Origin of the sequence: Pseudonocardia adelaidensis (assembly GCF_039543345.1) — a bacterium.
Classification (GTDB): domain Bacteria; phylum Actinomycetota; class Actinomycetes; order Mycobacteriales; family Pseudonocardiaceae; genus Pseudonocardia; species Pseudonocardia adelaidensis.
The window spans coordinates 49634-68581 of sequence record NZ_BAABJO010000040.1 but is presented as its reverse complement, the minus strand read 5'-3'; the positions used below and the strand labels follow the sequence as shown (position 1 = coordinate 68581).

Annotated in this window: 18 protein-coding genes; 13 read left to right on the top strand and 5 right to left on the bottom strand. The window is 72.6% G+C overall.

What is annotated here, in order from left to right; genetic code table 11:
• Positions 1 to 215: 215 nt before the first annotated feature.
• Together ABEA81_RS36360 and ABEA81_RS36355 are read right to left on the bottom strand one after the other, a co-directional pair.
• Positions 216 to 1469 carry an MFS transporter gene (locus ABEA81_RS36360; protein ID WP_345611624.1) on the bottom strand — a complete coding sequence of 418 codons (1254 nt, stop codon included), beginning with the start codon at positions 1467 to 1469 and terminating at the stop codon, positions 216 to 218.
• Positions 1470 to 1769: 300 nt separating this feature from the next.
• Entirely contained in the window at positions 1770 to 2195 is a 426-nt protein-coding gene (locus ABEA81_RS36355; protein WP_345611622.1) for an HIT family protein, read from the bottom strand.
• A gap of 115 nt (positions 2196 to 2310) precedes the next feature.
• On the opposite strand from ABEA81_RS36355, the gene ABEA81_RS36350 reads away from it, so the two are divergent.
• From ABEA81_RS36350 to treY, 3 genes are all read left to right on the top strand, one after another.
• Positions 2311 to 2772, top strand: coding sequence for a PPOX class F420-dependent oxidoreductase (locus ABEA81_RS36350; protein ID WP_345611621.1), 462 nt, complete (start codon positions 2311 to 2313; stop codon positions 2770 to 2772).
• An 88-nt stretch (positions 2773 to 2860) separates the two neighbouring features.
• Positions 2861 to 5020 (top strand): glycogen debranching protein GlgX, encoded by a 2160-nt coding sequence (glgX, locus tag ABEA81_RS36345; RefSeq protein ID WP_345611619.1) that lies wholly within the window; start codon positions 2861 to 2863, stop codon positions 5018 to 5020.
• Positions 5017 to 7398: a malto-oligosyltrehalose synthase gene (treY, locus tag ABEA81_RS36340; protein WP_345611618.1), complete on the top strand. Its 2382-nt coding sequence runs from the start codon at positions 5017 to 5019 to the stop codon at positions 7396 to 7398. Before glgX ends, treY begins: the two co-directional genes overlap by 4 nt.
• Before the next feature lie 162 nt (positions 7399 to 7560).
• On the opposite strand, the gene ABEA81_RS36335 is transcribed toward treY, so the two are convergent.
• Complete coding sequence (locus ABEA81_RS36335; protein ID WP_345611617.1) at positions 7561 to 8124, bottom strand: DJ-1/PfpI family protein; 564 nt, start codon at positions 8122 to 8124, stop codon at positions 7561 to 7563.
• Positions 8125 to 8262: 138 nt separating this feature from the next.
• On the opposite strand from ABEA81_RS36335, the gene treZ reads away from it, so the two are divergent.
• Positions 8263 to 10002, top strand: a complete 1740-nt coding sequence (gene treZ / locus ABEA81_RS36330) for a malto-oligosyltrehalose trehalohydrolase (protein ID WP_345611615.1) — start codon at positions 8263 to 8265, stop codon at positions 10000 to 10002.
• A 60-nt stretch (positions 10003 to 10062) separates the two neighbouring features.
• Positions 10063 to 10698 (top strand): LysE family translocator, encoded by a 636-nt coding sequence (locus ABEA81_RS36325; protein ID WP_345611614.1) that lies wholly within the window; start codon positions 10063 to 10065, stop codon positions 10696 to 10698.
• A 104-nt stretch (positions 10699 to 10802) separates the two neighbouring features.
• Here the strand turns inward: ABEA81_RS36325 and ABEA81_RS36320 are convergent, their stop codons facing one another.
• The gene (locus ABEA81_RS36320) at positions 10803 to 11723 is read right to left on the bottom strand and encodes a helix-turn-helix domain-containing protein (protein ID WP_345611612.1); all 921 of its coding nucleotides are present in this window, start codon (positions 11721 to 11723) and stop codon (positions 10803 to 10805) included.
• 70 nt (positions 11724 to 11793) lie between these two features.
• Between ABEA81_RS36320 and ABEA81_RS36315 the strand changes: the two genes are divergently transcribed.
• The 4 genes from ABEA81_RS36315 to pyk all read left to right on the top strand — a co-directional run bounded on the left by ABEA81_RS36315 (position 11794) and on the right by pyk (position 14866).
• Positions 11794 to 12498, top strand: coding sequence for a M50 family metallopeptidase (locus tag ABEA81_RS36315; RefSeq protein WP_345611610.1), 705 nt, complete (start codon positions 11794 to 11796; stop codon positions 12496 to 12498).
• A gap of 7 nt (positions 12499 to 12505) precedes the next feature.
• A complete protein-coding gene (locus ABEA81_RS36310) occupies positions 12506 to 12916 on the top strand; it encodes a nitroreductase family deazaflavin-dependent oxidoreductase (protein ID WP_345611608.1) in 411 nt (136 codons plus the stop codon).
• Positions 12917 to 12930: 14 nt separating this feature from the next.
• Complete coding sequence (locus ABEA81_RS36305; protein WP_345611606.1) at positions 12931 to 13368, top strand: GlcG/HbpS family heme-binding protein; 438 nt, start codon at positions 12931 to 12933, stop codon at positions 13366 to 13368.
• Between the two features lie 76 nt (positions 13369 to 13444).
• On the top strand, positions 13445 to 14866 hold the full coding sequence (gene pyk / locus ABEA81_RS36300; protein WP_345611604.1) for a pyruvate kinase: 1422 nt from the start codon (positions 13445 to 13447) through the stop codon (positions 14864 to 14866).
• Between the two features lie 35 nt (positions 14867 to 14901).
• Here the strand turns inward: pyk and ABEA81_RS36295 are convergent, their stop codons facing one another.
• Positions 14902 to 15549 (bottom strand): hypothetical protein, encoded by a 648-nt coding sequence (locus ABEA81_RS36295; protein ID WP_345611602.1) that lies wholly within the window; start codon positions 15547 to 15549, stop codon positions 14902 to 14904.
• Between the two features lie 30 nt (positions 15550 to 15579).
• Between ABEA81_RS36295 and ABEA81_RS36290 the strand changes: the two genes are divergently transcribed.
• The 4 genes from ABEA81_RS36290 (at position 15580) to ABEA81_RS36275 (ending at position 18912) form a co-directional block, all read left to right on the top strand.
• Complete coding sequence (locus ABEA81_RS36290) at positions 15580 to 16494, top strand: acyl-CoA thioesterase (protein WP_345611600.1); 915 nt, start codon at positions 15580 to 15582, stop codon at positions 16492 to 16494.
• A gap of 59 nt (positions 16495 to 16553) precedes the next feature.
• Positions 16554 to 17126, top strand: a complete 573-nt coding sequence (locus ABEA81_RS36285; protein ID WP_345611598.1) for a DUF3558 domain-containing protein — start codon at positions 16554 to 16556, stop codon at positions 17124 to 17126.
• A 104-nt stretch (positions 17127 to 17230) separates the two neighbouring features.
• Entirely contained in the window at positions 17231 to 17569 is a 339-nt protein-coding gene (locus tag ABEA81_RS36280; protein ID WP_345611596.1) for a hypothetical protein, read from the top strand.
• Complete coding sequence (locus ABEA81_RS36275; protein WP_345611594.1) at positions 17566 to 18912, top strand: PPE domain-containing protein; 1347 nt, start codon at positions 17566 to 17568, stop codon at positions 18910 to 18912. Before ABEA81_RS36280 ends, ABEA81_RS36275 begins: the two co-directional genes overlap by 4 nt.
• Positions 18913 to 18948 lie beyond the last annotated feature (36 nt).

Below are 18948 nucleotides of genomic sequence, written 5' to 3'. Positions count from 1 at the left end.
GGTGACCCACCACCCACCACACACCACCCACAGAAAGGAACCCCCATGCGCGGCAAGAACTGGTGACCCACCACCCACCACACACCACCCACAGAAAGGAACCCCCATGCGCGGCAAGAACTGGTGACCCACCACCCACCACACACCACCCACAGAAAGGAACCCCCATGCGCGGCAAGAACTGGTGACGCCGAGGCGTCATCGCAGCTGGCGGCTCAGCCGCGGTTCAGGACCGCGGCCTCGGCCTCGGCGTCGGCGTCGACGCCAGGATCGGCTCGATGCCAGGCCACGGCGCCGCCGGCGGACAACACCGCCCCGAGGACGCCGGCGCAGGCAACAGCGGTAGCGGGATCGGTCGCGTCGGAGAGCAGGCCTCCGAGGAGCACCGCGGCGCCCTGCGCTGCGATGATCCCGGACGCCGCGACCCCGATCGCGCGCCCGCGACCCCCGTCCGGCGTGGCACGGACGAAGCTCGCCTGCGTCTGCAGCAGGTACGCGGTCGAGAGCATCCCGGACGCCGCCCACAGGAGGAGGGTGAGCGGGACGCCCGGGCGCAGGATGCAGAGCGCCAGTGGCACGCCGGCCGCAACGGCCAGTACGCCGATGAGCCGCGTCCTCGTCGCGGCCGGCACGAAGCGCACGAACAGCCATGCGCCGAGCACGCTGCCCAAGGGGTCGGCCGCCATGAGCAGCCCGACGACGGCGGGGCCCGCGCCGAGCCCGTCGGCGTACGGGGCGGCGAGCGCCTCGGGCACCACGTACCAGCCGACGAGCCACGCGAGCACCACGAGCGCGCGGCGCCGCCGGTCGGTCGCGATCTCGACGAGCCCGGCGGCGACGCCGCGCAGCCCGCCGACGGCGTGGTCGGACTCGTGCACGGGGACGGGCGCCGCGCGGTCGGCCACGCCGATGCGGACGACCACGGCCGACAGGGCGAACGACACGGCGTTGCCCAGCAGCGCGACGCCAGAGCTCACGGCGGCCACGAGCAGGCCGCCGGTGGCGAAGCCGACCAGCTGCGCCGCCTGGCTCGTGATCTGGCGGACCGCGAGGCCGCGCTCGTAGAGCTCGCCGCGGAGGACCTCGGGGTAGAGCGCGAGCTGGGCCGCGGTGTGGGGCGAGCCGAGCAGCACGACGACGACGAGGAGGGCGCAGAGCGCCCACAGCGGCAGGTCCGGGATCGCCATCGCGGCGACGAGCACCGCGCGCGCGACGTCCGCGACGATCATGACCTCACGGCGCCGGTAGCGGTCGGCCAGCCCGGACAGCAGCACACCGCCGAGCAGCGCCGGCAGGAACGTCAGTGCGTAGGCGACGGCCGCCCACAGGGCGGAGCCGGTTCGGCCGTACACGAGCACGGCCAGCGCGACCCGCGCGAGCTGGTCGCCCGCGATCGAGAACAGCTCGGCGGCCCACAGCACCCGGAACTCGGGGACGCGGAAGACCGCGCCGAGCCCGTTACCCGCCATGCGGTCGCGCCCCTCTCGACCTGTGCCGGCTGGTGCGTTCGGCCTACCCACTGTAAATGATCATGCGCGCTGCGTGCTCCCGATCGGCATGCTGCCTGGTGTCGCCCACTCGTCGCAACAATGCCTCCGCTCCGTCACCCGCTGCGCCACCCCGGCGCGGTAAGGGAGCCCCTTCGTGTCACGGAGAGCGACAGGCCGGTCGGTGCGAGATCGACGTGATGCGTCTCGCCCGGCCGGCGGGCACACATGGCGTCGACATGACCACGAAGGCACGTCGCTCGTGCGCGATCCGGGGAGGTGTCAGGCGGGGACGGCGTCGCCGTGGCCCGCGGCGCGCAGGGCGGACCGCAGCTTCTCCGCCTGCGCCTCCTGCTCCTGCGCCTCCACCGAGGGCGCCGCGTTGGCGAAGTCGAATGCGGCCATGTCCCATGCGGGGAACACGTGGACGTGCAGGTGGGGCACCTCGAAGCCGGCGACGATCAGGCCGACGCGGGGCGGCTGCCAGACCTCGCGCACGGCCGCGCCCACCGCCTGGGCCACGGACGTGAGGTGCGCCAGCAGGCCGGGCTCGGCGTCGACCCAGTGGTCGACCTCCGCGCGGGGCACCACGAGCGTATGGCCGGGACCGAGCGGGTTGATCGACAGGAATCCGACCGCACGGTCGTCGGACCAGACGAATCGTCCGGGGAGTTCGCCGTCGATGATCCGGGTGAAGAGGGTGCTCAACGCTCGGCCTCGCTGCGCTCGGCCGGCGCTTCGCGCGGGCGCTGTGTCACTCGTTCGCTCGCAAGCTCGCTCACAGTGCAGAAGGGTATCGACGTCCGCAGTACGCTCGGAGGCCATGGCCCGGACCATTGCCACCAATACCCGCGTCGATCGCGACTCGTTGATCGACTTCATGCGTTGTCGGCACAAGATGGTGCTGCTCACGCCGCGCAAGGACGGCGGCTGGCAGGGCTCGCCGGTCACCGCTGGCGTCGACGCGGAAGGCCGCATCGTGGTCGCCACCTACCCGGAGCGGGCGAAGGCGATGAACGTGGCGCGGCACGGGAAGGCCTCGGTCATCGTCCTGTCGGACGACTTCGGCGGCGCGTGGGTGCAGGTCGACGGCGACGCCGAGCTGCTGACGCTGCCCGACGCGGTGGAGCCGCTCGTCGAGTACTTCCGGTCCATCTCCGGGGAGCACCCGGACTGGGACGAGTACCGGCGCGCGATGCGGGAGCAGGGCAAGGCGTTGATCAGGATCACGCCGGAGCGGTGGAGTCCGGTGGCCACCGGGGGCTTCCCGGCGCGCCTCGCCTGACCGCCGGAACCCGGCCCCCGTGACCCGGTACCGGATCGGGTGGCCCGGGTAACCTCTGGCGGTCATTCCCGAGACGCCGGAGGAACCGATGCGCCCGTGGCCGGGTCACTCCTACCCCCTGGGTGCCACCTACGACGGGTCCGGCACCAACTTCGCGATCTTCTCGGAGGTCGCGGAGAAGGTCGAGCTCTGCCTGTTCACCGCCCGGGGCAAGGAGACCCGCGTGCCGCTGGCTGAGGTCGACGGCTTCGTTCACCACGGGTACCTGCCCGGCATCGAGCCGGGCCAGCGCTACGGCTACCGGGTGTACGGGCCCTACGACCCCGCGCAGGGCCTGCGCTGCAACTCGAGCAAGCTGCTGATCGACCCGTACACCAAGGCGCTCGACGGCCCGGTCGTGTGGGACGAGGCGGTGTTCGGCTACCCGTTCGGGCAGCCCGAAGGGCGCAACGACACCGACTCCGCGCCGTTCGTGCCGAAGTCGGTGGTGGTCAACCCGTTCTTCGACTGGGGAACCGACCGGTCCCCGCGCACCCCGTACCACGAGACCGTGATCTACGAGGCCCACGTCCGCGGCCTCACGATCAACCACCCGGAGATCCCGCCGGAGCTGCGCGGCACCTACACCGGGCTCGCCCACCCGGTGATGATCGAGCACCTGAGGACCCTCGGCATCACGGCCGTGGAGCTCATGCCGGTGCACGAGTTCCTGAACGACCACCACCTGCAGGAGAAGGGCCTCGCCAACTACTGGGGCTACAACACGGTCGCCTTCCTGGCCCCGCACCACGCCTACGCGACGTCGTCCGGCCGCACGGGCAACCAGGTGCAGGAGTTCAAGGCGATGGTCCGGGACCTGCACGACGCGGGTATCGAGGTGATCCTCGACGTCGTCTACAACCACACCGCGGAGGGCAACCACCTCGGCCCGACGCTCTCGCTGCGCGGCATCGACAACAGCGCCTACTACCGCCTCGTCGAGGACGACCCGCGCTACTACATGGACTACACCGGCACCGGCAACTCGCTGAACGTGCGCAACCCGCACACCCTGCAGCTGATCATGGACTCGCTGCGGTACTGGGTCACCGAGATGCACGTGGACGGCTTCCGGTTCGACCTCGCCTCCACGCTCGCCCGCGAGTTCTACGACGTCGACCGCCTGTCGGTGTTCTTCGACCTCGTGCAGCAGGACCCGGTGATCAGCCAGGTCAAGCTCATCGCCGAGCCGTGGGACGTCGGACCGGGTGGCTACCAGGTCGGCAACTTCCCGCCGCTGTGGACGGAGTGGAACGGCAAGTACCGCGACACCGTCCGCGACTTCTGGCGGGGCGAGCCGGGCACGCTCGGGGAGTTCGCCTCCCGCATCACCGGCAGCTCCGATCTCTACCAGGACGACGGCCGCCGCCCCTACGCGTCGATCAACTTCGTCACGGCGCACGACGGGTTCACCCTCGCCGACCTCGTGTCGTACAACGACAAGCACAACGAGGCCAACCTGGAGGGCGGGGGCGACGGCGAGAGCCACAACCGCTCCTGGAACTGCGGCGTGGAGGGGCCCACCGACGACGAGGCGGTGCTCGCGCTGCGGGCCCGCCAGCAGCGCAACTTCATCACCACCCTGATGCTGTCCCAGGGCGTGCCGATGCTGCTGCACGGCGACGAGCTCGGCCGCAGCCAGGGCGGCAACAACAACGTGTACTGCCAGGACAACGAGACGTCCTGGGTCGACTGGTCGCTCGCCACGAAGAACGCGCCGCTGGTGCACTTCACGGCCGGCGTCACGGCGCTGCGCAACGCCCACCCGGTGTTCCGGAGGCGGAAGTTCTTCGAGGGCCGCCCGAAGGGCAGGCGCAAGGCGGGGGCGCTGGCCGACATCGCCTGGTTCACGCCGTCGGGCGTGGAGATGACCGAGCAGGACTGGGACTCCGGCTTCGGCAAGTGCGTCACCGTGTTCCTCAATGGCCAGGGCATCGCCGAGGCCGACACGCGCGGCGAGCCCGTCGTCGACGACTCGTTCCTGCTCTGCCTCAACGCCCACTACGAGGACATCGACGTCACGCTCCCCGGGCCGGAGTACGGCGCGCAGTGGGCGGTGGTGGTCGACACCGCCTCCGGCGACGTGCTCACCCTCTCCACGGCGCCCGGCGTGGTGGCCGCGGAACCGCCCACCGTGGCGGGTGGCGGCGTGCACCGGGTGCCCGCGCGTTCGGTCGTGGTCCTGCAGCACACCAGGACGGGCGCGTGAACCGGTTCCACTCCCCCGCACCCAGCTCGACCTACCGCCTGCAGCTGTCGAAGGACACCACGTTCGCCGACGCCGTCGAGCTGCTCCCGTACCTCGACGCCCTCGGGGTCGGCGCGCTGTACGCGTCGCCGATCCTCGAGTCCGGTGCCGGCTCGAACCACGGGTACGACGTCGTGGACCCCACCCGGGTCTCGGCCGAGCGGGGCGGCGAGGAGGGCCGCAGGGCGCTGGTCGCGGCGGTGCGCGAGCACGGCATGGGGTTCGTGCTGGACATCGTGCCCAACCATGTGGGCGTCGACGTCCCCCAGGTCAACCCGTGGTGGTGGGACGTGCTCGCGCACGGGCGGGCGTCGCAGCACGCGGCCACGTTCGACATCGACTGGGACGCGGGGCCGCTGCTGCTGCCCGTCCTCGACGCCGACGAGGAGAAGGCGCTCTCCGAGCTCGCCCTCTCCGACGACCGCACCCAGCTGCGGTACTACGAGCGCGCGTTCCCGGTGGCCCCGGGCACCGGCGACACCGGCACCGCCCAGGAGGTGCACGAGCGCCAGCACTACCGGCTCGTCTCCTGGAAGCGCGGCGCCGCGGAGCTGACCTACCGCCGCTTCTTCGACGTGTCCACGCTCGCGGCCGTGCGCGTGGAACTGCCCGAGATCTTCGAGAAGACCCACCGCGAGATCCTGCGCTGGGTCGAGGCGGGCGACATCGACGGCCTCCGCGTCGACCACCCCGACGGCCTGTCCGACCCCGGCGGCTACGTGCGGCGGCTGCGGGCCGCGATCGGCCCTGACCGCTGGCTGCTGGTCGAGAAGATCCTCGGCGTCGGCGAGGAGCTGCCGGCGTCCTGGCCGGTCAACGGCACGTCCGGCTACGAGGCGCTGCGCGAGATCCAGGGCGTGTTCGTCGACCCGGACGGGGCGGGCGTGCTCACCCAGTTCGCCGCCGAGCACACGGGCCGCAAGGAGTCGGCGCATGCGGCGGAGCACGCGGCCCGGCGGGAGGTGGCCGACACGATCCTGGTCGCGGAGGTGCGGCGGATCGCGGGGCTGGTCCCGGCCTCCGAACCGCAGCAAGGTGGCTTTGCTCCGGTTCACCTGGAGCAAAGCCACCTTGCTGCAGGGCGGGAGCGGGTGGAGGCCGCGGTCGCCGAGCTGCTGTGCGGCTTCCCCGTCTACCGCAGCTACCTCCCGGAGGGGCGGGAGGCGCTCGAGACCGCCGTCACCGTGGCCCGCACCCACCGGCCCGACCTCGCCGACGTGCTCGGCGAGATCCGCGCCGCCATGCTCGCCGACCCCGCGGGCGAGCTCGCCAGCCGCCTGCAACAGACGTCCGGGATGGTGATGGCGAAGGGCGTCGAGGACACCGCGTTCTACCGGTGGAACCGCTTCGTCGCGCTCAACGAGGTGGGCGGTGACCCGTCCCGGTTCGGGGTGTCCCCGCAGGAGTTCCACCGCGCCATGGCCGCGCGGGAGGCGTCCTGGCCGGCGACGATGACCACGCTGTCGACGCACGACACCAAGCGCTCCGAGGACGTCCGCGCCCGCCTCGCCGTCCTCGCCGAGATCCCGGGTGAGTGGGCACGGCGGATGCGCCGGTGGTCGGCCGCGCACCCGCTGCCCGACCGGTCGCTGGAGCTGCTCGCGTGGCAGAACCTGGTGGGCGCGTGGCCGATCCCGGCCGAGCGGATGTCCGGCTACCTGACGAAGGCGGCCAAGGAGGCCAAGCTCGTCACGAGCCATGTCGAGCCGGTGGCCGAGGTCGACGAGGCGATCGCCGCCTGGCCCGCGCAGGTGCTCGCCGACGCCGGGCTCGTGGCCGAGATCGAGGAGTTCGTCGCCCGCATCGCGGCGCCGGGCCGGTCCAACTCGCTCGGGCAGAAGCTGCTGCAGCTCGCCGGGCCCGGCGCGCCCGACGTCTACCAGGGCACCGAGCTCTTCGAGTACTCCCTCGTCGACCCGGACAACCGCCGGCCGGTCGACTGGGCCGAGCGCCGCGAGCTGCTCGCCCGGCTCGACGACGGCTGGCTGCCGGAGGTCGACACCGAGGGCGCCGCGAAGCTCCTGGTCACGGCGAGCGCGCTACGGCTGCGCCGCTACCGGCCCGAGGTGTTCACCGGCTACCGCCCCGTGCCCGCGCAGGGCGTCGCCGCCCGGCACGCCGTGGCGTTCGCCCGCTCGGCATCGCTCGTGGCGGTGGCGACGCGCCTGCCGGTGGGCCTCGCGGAACGGGGCGGCTGGGGCGACACCGTGCTCCCGCTGCCCGAAGGCACCAGCGACTGGCACGACGTCATCACCGACACCGCCGTGGAAGGCGCCGCACCGAGGATGGCGGACGCCCTGTCCCGCTACCCGGTCGCGCTCCTGGTCCGCCCGGCGTAGCGCCGGGCCGCGACGGCAGTTCGGGTGCCACCACGCGAGCCGGTGCGCGGCGCGGCCGCGGCACCCGGTGCCGTCACACACCAACCGTGGCGCCCACACACCAACTGCAGTTCGTGTGCCGGCACAACAGTTGGTGTGCCACCACCAGAGCGGCAGCGCCGGTCAGGCCGGAACGCTCGCCTTCTCCAGCACCTGCATGAACGCGCGCGACCATTCGGGCAGGTCCGGCCACCCGCGGCAGGACACCATCGCGCCGTCCACGACGTCCGGCCCGTCGACGAAGGTGGCGCCTGCCTGCTCCATGTCGGCCTTCAGCGGCGGGAACGCGGCGGTGGTGCGCCCGCGCAGGAGCCCGAGCGCGGCAGGCACCTGCGGGCCGTGGCAGATCGTGCCGACCGGGAGCCCGCGGTCGAAGAAGTGCCGGACGATGCGGGCCACGTCCGGGTCCGCGCGGATGTACTCGGGGGCCCGGCCGCCCGGGATCACGAGCGCGTCGTAGACCTCGGGGTCCACGTCGCCGAACGCCACGTCCACGGGGAGCTGGTGGCCGGGCTTCTCGGTGTAGGCGTCGCAGTCGGGCTCGAAGTCGTGGACCACCAGCTTCACCGCCCGGGTGGTGCGGGCCGCGACGATCGCCTCGTGGCCGCCCTCGCGCAGGCGGAACACCGGATACATCGAGTCGAGCTCCTCGGCGGCGTCGCCCGTCAGCACCAGCACTCGTGCCATGCTCGCTCCTCCCCCTCGTCCGAGACGCAGCTCACTCTATGGAGTAGCCGGCCGCCGGGACAGCCCCGCCGCGGCGATGGGCGGCGTCACACCGCGCTACCGGGCGTGTTGCCTGCGCGCCGGGCAGGATCGGCGGACGTGACCGATTTCGCCGTGTGGGCGCCGCAGCGCCAGCGCGTCCGGGTGCTGGTGGACGGCACCCCGCACGACATGTCCCCCGATGCCGCCGGCTGGTGGCAGGCCGCGGTCGAGGACGCGGCGCCCGGCACCGCCTACGCCTTTCTCCTCGACGACGACGAGGAGCCGCTCCCGGACCCGCGGTCGCGCTGGCAGCCCACCGGGGTGCACGGGGCGTCCCGGGTGTACGACGACCGGGCCTTCTTCTGGACCGACCGGGCCTGGACGGGCCGCCAGCTCGCCGGGAGCGTGCTCTACGAGCTGCACATCGGCACGTTCACGCCCGAGGGCACCTTCGACGCGGCCGTCGAGCGCCTCGACCACCTCGTCGCGCTGGGCGTCGACATGGTCGAGGTGCTGCCGGTCAACGCGGTCGACGGGCCGCGCAACTGGGGGTACGACGGCGTCGGCTGGTACGCGGTCACGGAGAACTACGGCGGGCCGGACGCCTTCAAGCGGTTCGTCGACGCCTGCCACGCGCGCGGGCTCGGTGTGGCGCTCGACGTCGTCTACAACCACCTCGGCCCGTCGGGCGCCTACCTCGACCGCTTCGGCCCGTACTTCGCCGGCAGCAACATCTGGGGCCCGTCGCTCAACCTGGACGGGCCGCACTCGGACGAGGTGCGCCGGTACACGATCGACAACGCGCTCATGTGGCTGCGCGACTTCCACGTCGACGCGCTGCGGCTCGACGCCGTGCACGCGCTGCACGACAGCCGCGCCATGCACCTGCTGGAGCAGATGGCGGTCGAGGTGGAGGCGCTGTCCGCGCACGTCGGCCGGCCGCTCTCGCTCATCGCGGAGTCCGACCTCAACGACCCGCGCCTCGTCACGGCGCGGGAGGGCGGCGGGTACGGGCTGCACGCGCAGTGGTGCGACGACATCCACCACAGCCTGCACGCGGTGCTGACCGGGGAGGCCCAGGGCTACTACGCCGACTTCGCGGACGCGGGGATCACCGGTCTCGCGCACGTGTTCACCCGCGCGTTCTTCCACGAGGGCACGTGGTCGAGCTTCCGGGAGCGCACCCACGGCGCGCCGGTGGACACCCGCCGCATCCCCGGCCACCGCTTCCTCGCCTACCTGCAGAACCACGACCAGATCGGCAACCGCGCCACCGGGGACCGCCTCAGCCAGATCCTCTCCCCCGGCCTGCTGGCCTGCGGCGCGGCGCTCGTGTTCTGCTCCCCGTTCACCCCCATGCTGTTCATGGGCGAGGAGTGGGGGGCCCGCACCCCGTGGCAGTTCTTCTCCCACTTCCCGGACGAGGCGCTGCGCGACGCCGTGCGCGAGGGACGGCGCCGGGAGTTCGCCGACCACGGCTGGGGGGAGGCCGAGGTCCCCGACCCGAACGCGGAGAGCACGTTCGAGGACTCGAAGCTCGACTGGGACGAGCCCGCGCAGGAGCCGCACGCCACCCTGCTGCGGATGCACCGGGAGCTGATCGCGCTGCGCAAGGAGTGGCCGGAGCTGTCCGATCCGTGGCTCGACGACGTGGGGGTCGGGGGCGACGACACGGCGCGCACCGTGGTGCTGCACCGAGGCACGCTGCGGGTTGCCTGCAACTTGGGCCCCGAGCCGGTCACCCTCGACCTGGAGGCGCCGATCGAGCGGATCCTGCTGGCGTCGGAGCCGGTGAAGGGCGACGGGACCGCGCTCACGCTGGCGGCGGAGTCGTTCGCGGTGGCGAAGCTGGCCTGAGGGTCGTCGCGGAAGCGGAATGCCCGCGACGTGCGAGGCCCGCGCCGCTACCGTCGCCTCGTGCCTTCCGTCGAGACCCTGCTGACGTTCACCCTCGCCGGCGTCATCCTGGTGCTCATTCCGGGCCCCAGCGTCCTGTTCATCGTCGGTCGCGCGCTGGCGCACGGCAGGCGGGCGGCCCTTGCCAGCGTCGCGGGCAACACCACCGGCGCCTCGCTCGTGGTGATCGTCGTCGCTCTGGGCTTCGGCGCGATCGCGGCGCAGTCCATCGCGATCTTCACGACGCTCAAGCTGGTCGGCGCGGCCTACCTCGTCTACCTCGGCGTGCAGACGATCCGCAAGCGCGGCGACCTGATCGCCCGGCTCGGCGAGCCCACGACGGCCGCCGACCGGCGGATGTACCTGCAGGGCGTGGTCGTCGGGGTCACCAACCCCAAGGTGCTGGTGTTCTTCGCGGCCGTGCTGCCGCAGTTCGTCGACACCGCGGCGGGCAGCGCGACCACCCAGATGCTGGTGCTCGGGCTGCTCTTCGCGATCATCGCCGCCACCCTGGACAGCGCGTGGGGCCTCGCGGCCGGCACGGCACGCACCTGGCTCGCCACCTCGCCCGGCAGGCTGCGCTGGATGGGTGGCATCGGCGGCGTATCCCTGATCATGATGGGCGCCGGGCTCGCGTTGACGGGCCGCAAGGACTGACCGGCCGCACCTTGGAGCCATCCGCCCCGTTCACCACCTCGGCTCCAAGGTCGCGTTCCGGGATGGCGTTGCGGGGCATGATGGCTCCACGGTGCGTTCGGGCGTCAGTCGTGGGCGCGCAGCGCGTCGATGAACCACTCGAACGGCTCGACCTGCGACGGAGCGCGGCCCCAGCCGTTCAGGATGCCGAGCAGGTCCCAGTAGCGGTGGACCCGCCGGTCGGTGAAGGTGTCGATCGTGTCGGCGAGCTGGTCGCGGGCGGTCGCGTCCATGCCGGGGTCGATGATCCGGGCGAGGACGGCCTGGCCATCGGCCGAATCGGGCGCGATGCCGGCGGCGACGGCGGCGCCGGCGTGCTCGACGATCGGCCCCGGGTCGAACTGCGGCTGGTCGCCGCGGGACTCCGCACCGGCAACGGCCATCTCCCGGGCCCGCGCGCGGAACGCCGGATCGTTCACGAGCTCGGCGAGCTCCACCCAGGCCTCCACCTGCTCGGTGGTCGGTTCGTCGGGCAGTTCGGTCGGGAGCGTCCGCATGTTGTTCGCGATCCGGGCGCCGGGGGCGTCGGGGTCGGTGCCGGCGAACGTCGAGTCATCAAACACGAAATCGACGAACTCGTCGATCATCTGCTGGCGCTCGGCGGCGGAGAGCCGTGCGAGGTCGTTCATGAGTGCTGCCTTCCGTGGGGAGGGAGCGCCCCGCGCGAGCAGCGTGCACACGGCACGCTGCGTCCGCAGGACGCGGATCTGGTGGTCGATGGCCTGCACGTGGGCGGCAGCCACGTCCTCGACGCTGCGCCTGCGCTCGAGCACGAGCCGGACGTCGTCCAGACCCATGCCGAGCTCGCGCAACGTGCGGACGAGGTCGAGCCGTGCCACCGCCCGGCCGTCGTACCGGCGGTAGTTGCCGGACGACCGGTCCGTCTCGGGCAGCACGCCCTCGTCGGACCAGAACCGGATGGTGCGCACCGGCACGCCCGTGCGGCGCGCGAGCTGCCCGATCGTCAGCAGGGGTTCCTCGGCCATGAACCGATCCTCGAGTCTCCAGCGGCTGGAAGGTCAAGGCCGATTCTGGACCCGTGCCAGACTGGCTCGTGTGGGTGACGGAACGGCGACGGTCCAGCGCGTCGTCGACACCGTCACGGTGCTCCTCGACGAGCGGCCCACCGTGCTGCTCGCCGCGGCGCTCGCGCTGGTGGCCGTGAGCTGGACGGCCTCATGGCGCTGGACGCGCACCGTCGTGACGATCGCCCACGAGGGCGGCCACGCGCTCGTGGCGGTGGTCGCCGGGCGCGGCCTCACCGGGATCCGGCTGCACTCCGACACGTCCGGCCTCACCGTCTCCACCGGCGCCCGCCGCGGCCCGGGGCTGGTGTTCACGTTCCTCGGCGGCTACCCGGCGCCGTCGCTGCTCGGGGTCGGGGGCGCCCTGCTGGTGGCCGCCGACCACACCGCGCTGATGCTGTGGATCGCGATCGCGCTGCTCGTGGCCACGCTGGCGCACGTCCGCAACGCCTACGGCGTGTTCGCCGTCCTGGTCACGGGGGCGCTCGTCGGGGCCGTCGCGTGGTGGGGTCAGCCGCGGCTGCAGGACGGGTTCGCGGCGGCGCTGTGCTGGTTCCTGTTGTTCGGGGGCCTGCGCGCCGTGCACGAGCTGCAGCGCAGCCGCCGCCGCGGCGCGTCGGACGCGGACATGCTCGGCTCCCTCACGTGGGTCCCGCGGGGAATGTGGGTGCTGCTGTTCTGGTTGACGGCCGCAGCGGCCGTGATCGTCGCGGCCGGGGTCCTGCTCTTCGGGTGAGGGGAAGATGAGCGACTGGAACGACAAGATCATCGAGGAGTTCCGCGCCAACGAAGGCCGCGTCGGCGGGATGTTCGAGGGCGCACGGATGATCCTCATCCACCACATCGGCGCGAAGTCCGGGGCCGAGCGGGTCACGCCGCTGGCCCACTTCCCGGAGGACGACGACCACACGGTGATCGTTGCCTCCGCCGCAGGGGCGCCGAACCACCCGGGGTGGTTCCACAACCTCAAGGCCAACCCGAAGATCGAGGTCGAGGTGGGCACCGAGCGCTACACCGCGCTCGCCGAGGAGCTCCCCCGCCCCGAGCGCGACGAGTTCTGGAAGCGCGTGGTGGCCGAGAGCCCCGGCTTCGGCGACTACGAGCGGAAGACCGACCGCGTGATCCCGCTGGTGCGGCTGACCCGAGTGTCCTGAGGCAGGATCGGCTCATGCCGATCACTCTCGACCAGGCCCAGACCATCGTGCGCGCCGCCCTGCAGCACGGCACCGAGCAGGGCTTCCAGCCCCTGACGGTGGCGGTGCTCGACCCGGGCGGCGCGCTCGTCGCACTCGGCAGGCAGGACGGTTCCGGCTACCTCCGCCCCGACCTCGCCACGGCGAAGGCGTGGGGCCTGCTCGGCATGGGCATGAACAACCGCACGCTCGCCGCGCGCGCCGAGTCCGCGCCCGACCTGTACACCACGCTCGTCGCCCTCTCCGGCGGCAAGCTCGTCTCCGTGCCCGGCGGCGTGCTCGTCCGGGACGGGGACGGTCAGCTGCTCGGCGCCGTCGGCATCAGCGGCGACACCTCGCTGAACGACGAGGCCGCGGCCGTGGCCGGGGTCGCGGCGGCCGGGCTCGTCGCGGAGACCGGCGCGGAGGACTGATCGACGAGGTCTCCCTTCTGAATCGAAGCCGAGGCTCGACCCTTATCGTTTCAGTTCCCGCGCTAGACTCGTCCGCGTGAGCCGACGTACCAAGATCGTCTGCACCATCGGTCCCGCCACGGCGACGCCGGACCGGATCCGCGAGCTCGTGCAGGCCGGCATGGACGTCGCCCGCATGAACTTCAGCCACGGCAACCGCGACGACCACAAGCGGGTCTACGAGATGGTCCGCGCCGCGGCCGACGCCGAGGGCCACGCCGTGGGCATCATGGCCGACCTGCAGGGCCCCAAGATCCGGCTGGGCCGCTTCGCCGCCGGGCCCGTCGAGTGGCTCACCGGCGAGGAGGTGCGGATCACGGTCGACGACGTGGCCGGCACCCACGACCGCGTCTCCACCACCTACACCGGCCTCGCCAACGACGCTCGCACGGACGACCGGCTGCTCGTCGACGACGGCAAGGTCGCGCTGCGCGTCGTGAAGGTCGAGGGCAACGACGTCGTCTGCCGGGTCACCGAGGGCGGCCCGGTGAGCGACAACAAGGGCATCTCGCTGCCCGGCATGAACGTCTCGGTGCCGGCGATGTCCGACAAGGACTGCTCCGATCTCGAGTTCGCCCTGGACCTGCGGGTCGACACGGTCGCGCTGTCGTTCGTCCGCAGCCCGGCCGACATCGACATGGTCCACAAGATCATGGACAGCAAGGGTGCCCGGCTTCCCGTGATCGCCAAGCTGGAGAAGCCGGAGGCGGTCGACAACCTCGAGGCCATCGTCCTCGCCTTCGACGGCGTGATGGTCGCGCGCGGAGACCTCGGCGTGGAGCTTCCGCTCGAGCACGTGCCGCTGGTGCAGAAGCGCGCCATCCAGATCGCGCGCGAGAACGCCAAGCCGGTCATCGTCGCCACGCAGATGCTCGACTCGATGATCACCAACTCCCGGCCGACCCGCGCGGAGACCTCCGACGTCGCCAACGCGGTGCTCGACGGCGCCGACTGCGTGATGCTCTCCGGCGAGACCAGCGTCGGCCGCTACCCGATCAAGTCCGTGAGCACGATGGCGACGATCATCGAGGCCGTCGAGGACGGGCCGGTCAACGTCCCGCCGCTCAACCACGTGCCGCGCACCAAACGGGGCGTGCTGTCCTACGCGGCGCGCGACATCGGCGAGCGGCTCTCGGCCCGCGCGCTCGTGGCGTTCACGCAGTCCGGCGACACCGTGCGCAGGCTCGCCCGGCTGCACACCCGGCTGCCGTTGCTCGCGTTCACCCCGGCCCCCGAGGTGCGCAGCCAGCTGGCCATGAGCTGGGGCGTCGAGACCTTCCTCGTCGACTACGTCGAGTCCACCGACGCCATGGTCCGCCAGGTCGACCACGCGATGCTGTCGATCGAGCGCTTCCAGCCCGGCGACCTCGTCGTGATCGTGGCCGGCTCGCCACCCGGCACCATCGGCTCCACCAACCTCATCCGCGTCCACCGCCTGGGCGAAGAGGACCACGCCTGACGGGTGGTCGCCCGCCGGGCGCACCAGCGGAGCGATCACACGCCGCGGAGCTCGAAGTGGTCGGCAACCAGGTCGGCGAGCCCCTCGGCCGGCACCGACCCGTCGACCTCGATCACCCGGATGCCGAGCGCGGCGGCGGACCGGACCGCGTCCGCCGCGACCAGCCGGTCACGCTCCACGCGGTTGCGCCGCGCCCGCTCCGGGTCGCGCACGCCGTCGGGCGGAGCGGCCGCCCGGTCCAGCGTCGCGAGCTGGCGGCGCCGGAACTCCTCGGTGGGAACCATGACCACCACCTGCATCGTCGACCGCACGATCGGCGCCACCAGCTCGGGGCGCAGCCCCCAGCCCTCGGCCAGCAGCGGCCGCCCGGACACGAGGCCGCGGAGATCGTCCAGCGCCCATGAGAAGCGCTGCGGGAAGCCGGCGAGGGTGGTCGCGGCCATCTCCTCCGGCGACGGGTCGACCCACATCGCGTCCGGGGCCGGCCCCTCCGGCCGCACGCCGCGGCGCACCCGGTCGGCGATGCGCCGGTCCTCGTGGCCGCGGGCGTCGTGGTAGTCGTAGTGGTACGCGGTGAGACCGTGCCGGCGGGCGAGGATGCGGGCCACCGTGGACTTCCCCGCCCACTGGGAGCCGGTGATCCAGAGCGTTGCGGCGAGCGTGCCGAAGGGATCCCAGACCACATGCCGAGTGTGCCCTGAGAGGATGCGCCGGTGACGCGATCGCCCGCCGTTCCCGACACCGACGCCGACGGCGTGGCCCGTGGCCAGGCCGTGCTCGACGGCCTGGTCCGGCTGCTCGACCTGGAACAGCTGGAGGTCAACCTGTTCCGCGGGGTCAGCCCGCCCGAGCGCCCCACCAGGGTCTTCGGCGGCCAGGTGGCGGGGCAGGCCCTGGTCGCCGCAGGCCGCACCGTGCCGGACGACCGCGCCGTGCACTCCCTGCACGCCTACTTCGTCCGCCCGGGCGACCCCCGGGTTCCGATCGTCTACGAGACCGAGCGCGTGCGGGACGGCCGCTCCTTCACCACCCGGCGCGTCCTCGCGATCCAGCACGGGGAGGCGATCTTCTCGCTGTCGGCGTCGTTCCAGCTGCAGGAGGACGGGCTGGAGCACAGCGAGCCACCCCCGTCGGACGTGCCCGCGCCCGACACCCTGCCCAGCATCGGCGAGCGGGTCGTCCGCGGCGACGACGCAGGCTGGCTCGCCCGCACCCCACGCCCTATCGACATGCGGTTCGTCGACGAACCCGCGTGGTCGACGGCCCGGCACGGCGGCTCCGACGCGCCCGTCAGGGTCTGGATGCGCGCCGACGGCTCCCTCCCCGACGACCGCCTGCTGCACGTCTGCCTCCTCACGTACGCGAGCGACATGACCCTGCTCGGCTCGGTCGTCGCCCGCCACGACGTCCCCGCCGAGAGGCTGCAGATGGCGAGCCTCGACCACGCGATGTGGTTCCACCGCCCCTTCCGCGCCGACGAGTGGCTGCTCTACACCTGCTACTCCCCCAGCGCGTCCGGTTCCCGGGGGCTCGCGACCGGCCGGTTCACCACCGAGGACGGAGTACTGGTCGCCACCACCGTCCAGGAGGGCCTGGTGCGGCTGCGCCGCGAGCGCGGGTCGGGATGATCAGCGAGTGATCAGCGCGATCCGTCACCAGAGGGTGACCGGGCCGCTACGGTGCACGGGTGGCCGGGGTGCGGGGTGCGGTGGTGGTCCTGATCCTGCTGCTCCTCGCGGGGTGCACCACGATCAGCGGGCAGCCCGAGCCGGCTCCGCCCTCGCCGTCGGCGCCGGTGCGGCCGCGGGAAGTCCGGATCGACGGGGTGGACCCCTGCACCCTCCTCACCGAGCAGCAGCGGGCGGAGCTGGGGTTGGACGCCGAGCCCCGTCTCGATGTCGGCCCACTGCCGCCGTATCCCGGCAGTGATATCCCGTTGTGCGTGTTCGGTGGATTCCGGCCGCGCGCAGTCTCCTTGACCGTAGCTACCGTGACGACAACAGGCATTGATCTGTTTCGGTCGGGCAATCTGCTTGCTGAGGTGCGGCCGATCGAGGTCGGCAGCTTCCCTGCTCTCGTCGCAATCGCAACACGCAATACGGACTTTTGCACCATCGTCGTTGACGTCGCTCCGGGTCAGGTGCTTGATATCAGCTTCGGGCTTGACGGCCCGCAAGCGGCAGCATCGCTGGACTCGCTCTGCCAGGACGCAGAGCGAGCGGCACTCGCAGTGACCGACACTCTGCTGAGGATTCGCTGACCTGGAGCAACCACGTTCGCAATCGCGAACGATCACGAGCGTTCGCACCCGACAGGCTGAGTGGCAGTCGTACGGTCGCCCCGCCAGGGAAGCGAGGGGGTCCTATGCCCGGAACTCAGCCAGCCGTCACGCTCCGCGTCGATCCGCAGGCGCTACCGGCGGTCAAAGCGGTATTTGACGAGGCGATTGCAGAAGTACGGTCGCATGTCCGACGGCTCGGTCGTACTGCATTCATCCCGGAGCCGTGGCTCGGCGACCCGGTCAGCAGCTCGGTTCAGCAGCACTACAACAGCGTCGTCATGGAATCGGCCGATGGCCCCTATGCTGCGATGGTCGCCTACGCCGATGAGCTGATCCGGATCCGCGGCAGCCTCCAGGTGATGGAGGACAGCTACCTCCGCACCGACGGCGACATCGCCGGAGACCTGGGCCGGCAGGCGTGAGCGACGTCCGCTGGGAAGGCCTCAGCCACGACGAGATCTACGCCGCCGTGCACCAGGGCCCGGGGGCGGCGGTCTCGAAGCCTGCGGAGGATGCGTGGACGGAGACGGAAGCGCTGATCCTGCGGATCGACCAGCGGATCGCGTCGGCGATGGCCGGGTCGCAGGCCGTGTGGGAGGGCAGCGCCGCGGACGCGACGCGGTCGGCGATGACGCCGCTCGGTCAGTGGGCGCTGGATGCGGCGAGGAGCGCGAAGCTCACCGCGGGGGCCGTGACGGGGCAGGGCCTGCAAGCGAGCTACGTGCGGGAGAACATGCCGGAGCCGGTCACCGAGCAGCGCAACGCGATGATCGGGGACGCCCTGACCGACCCCACGTACATCTTCCACGGCCTCGACGACCTGCAGGCCGTGGAACAGGACGCGGCCAACAGGGCCGCCCGCGCCGTCGAACTGATGAACACCTACACGGACACCTCCGAGGGGAACCGGCAGTTCTGGGTGGCCGCGCCCTTCCCACCGCAGGTCACGGTGGTCACCGACGTTGCCAATGCGGGCCCGGCCGGGCCGGGAGCGCCCGGGGGTGTCGCCGGCGTACCGACGCCTCCCGCTGACGTCGCGCCACCTCCTCCGGGCGGCGGCCCACCGGTTGGGCCGGGCGCGGTCCCGCCTGCCGGCCCGGCCGGCGCGCCGCCGGGCGGTGGAGGTGGCGCCCCGCCGCCGGCGCCTCCGGCCGCCCAGGTGCCGGTGGCGCCCCTCCCGTCGCCGGTCGTCGCTCAGGCGCGCCCACCGCACGGGGATCGGCCGGGGACGGGTCCGCTCGCCACGCCCACGGTCCCCGCCGGCCAGGGCCGCGTCCCGCCCGCGAACGGCACGCCACCGCCCGGCCCTCCGGTCGTGCCGGGCACGAGGGCGCCGGGGCAGCCGGGCCTCGGATCCCGCCCCGTCGCCCCGGGCCCAGCCCGCCCGGGTCCCCCGCCCAGCTGGCGCGATGTGGTGGTCCCCCGGGGCCCGTCCTCACCGGGCACGCGGTTCCCCGCCCCCGGCGGAGCCGTCCCGGAGCGGGCCCTGTCTCCCGGGCCCCGCTCCCCCGCGCCAGAACCGCCGGGTGCCCGACCCGTCGGCGAGCTGGCCGCCCGATCCGCCACCCCCGGGACTCCTGCCGCGACCCGGGCGGGCACCACCGGGGGCCTGTACCCACCGCTCACCTCCGGTGGGACGGCCGCTCCGGAGCGGGAACGCCGCAGGCCCGACTACCTGCTCGACGACTCCGGCGCCTTCGTCGACGACCGCTGGTTCACCCCGGCCGTCATCACCCCGGACGACGACCCACCGCCGCGACGGTGAAGCGGCCGGCGGCCTCGAAGATCACCACCCCGGATC

Excerpts from the sequence above, each read along its gene's own strand:
- ABEA81_RS36360 (WP_345611624.1), bottom strand. The coding sequence starts at position 1,469 with ATGGCGGGTAACGGGCTCGGCGCGGTCTTCCGCGTCCCCGAGTTCCGG.
- ABEA81_RS36350 (WP_345611621.1), top strand. The coding sequence starts at position 2,311 with ATGGCCCGGACCATTGCCACCAATACCCGCGTCGATCGCGACTCGTTG.
- glgX (WP_345611619.1), top strand. The coding sequence starts at position 2,861 with ATGCGCCCGTGGCCGGGTCACTCCTACCCCCTGGGTGCCACCTACGAC.
- ABEA81_RS36335 (WP_345611617.1), bottom strand. The coding sequence starts at position 8,124 with ATGGCACGAGTGCTGGTGCTGACGGGCGACGCCGCCGAGGAGCTCGAC.
- ABEA81_RS36320 (WP_345611612.1), bottom strand. The coding sequence starts at position 11,723 with ATGGCCGAGGAACCCCTGCTGACGATCGGGCAGCTCGCGCGCCGCACG.
- ABEA81_RS36310 (WP_345611608.1), top strand. The coding sequence starts at position 12,506 with ATGAGCGACTGGAACGACAAGATCATCGAGGAGTTCCGCGCCAACGAA.
- ABEA81_RS36305 (WP_345611606.1), top strand. The coding sequence starts at position 12,931 with ATGCCGATCACTCTCGACCAGGCCCAGACCATCGTGCGCGCCGCCCTG.
- ABEA81_RS36280 (WP_345611596.1), top strand. The coding sequence starts at position 17,231 with ATGCCCGGAACTCAGCCAGCCGTCACGCTCCGCGTCGATCCGCAGGCG.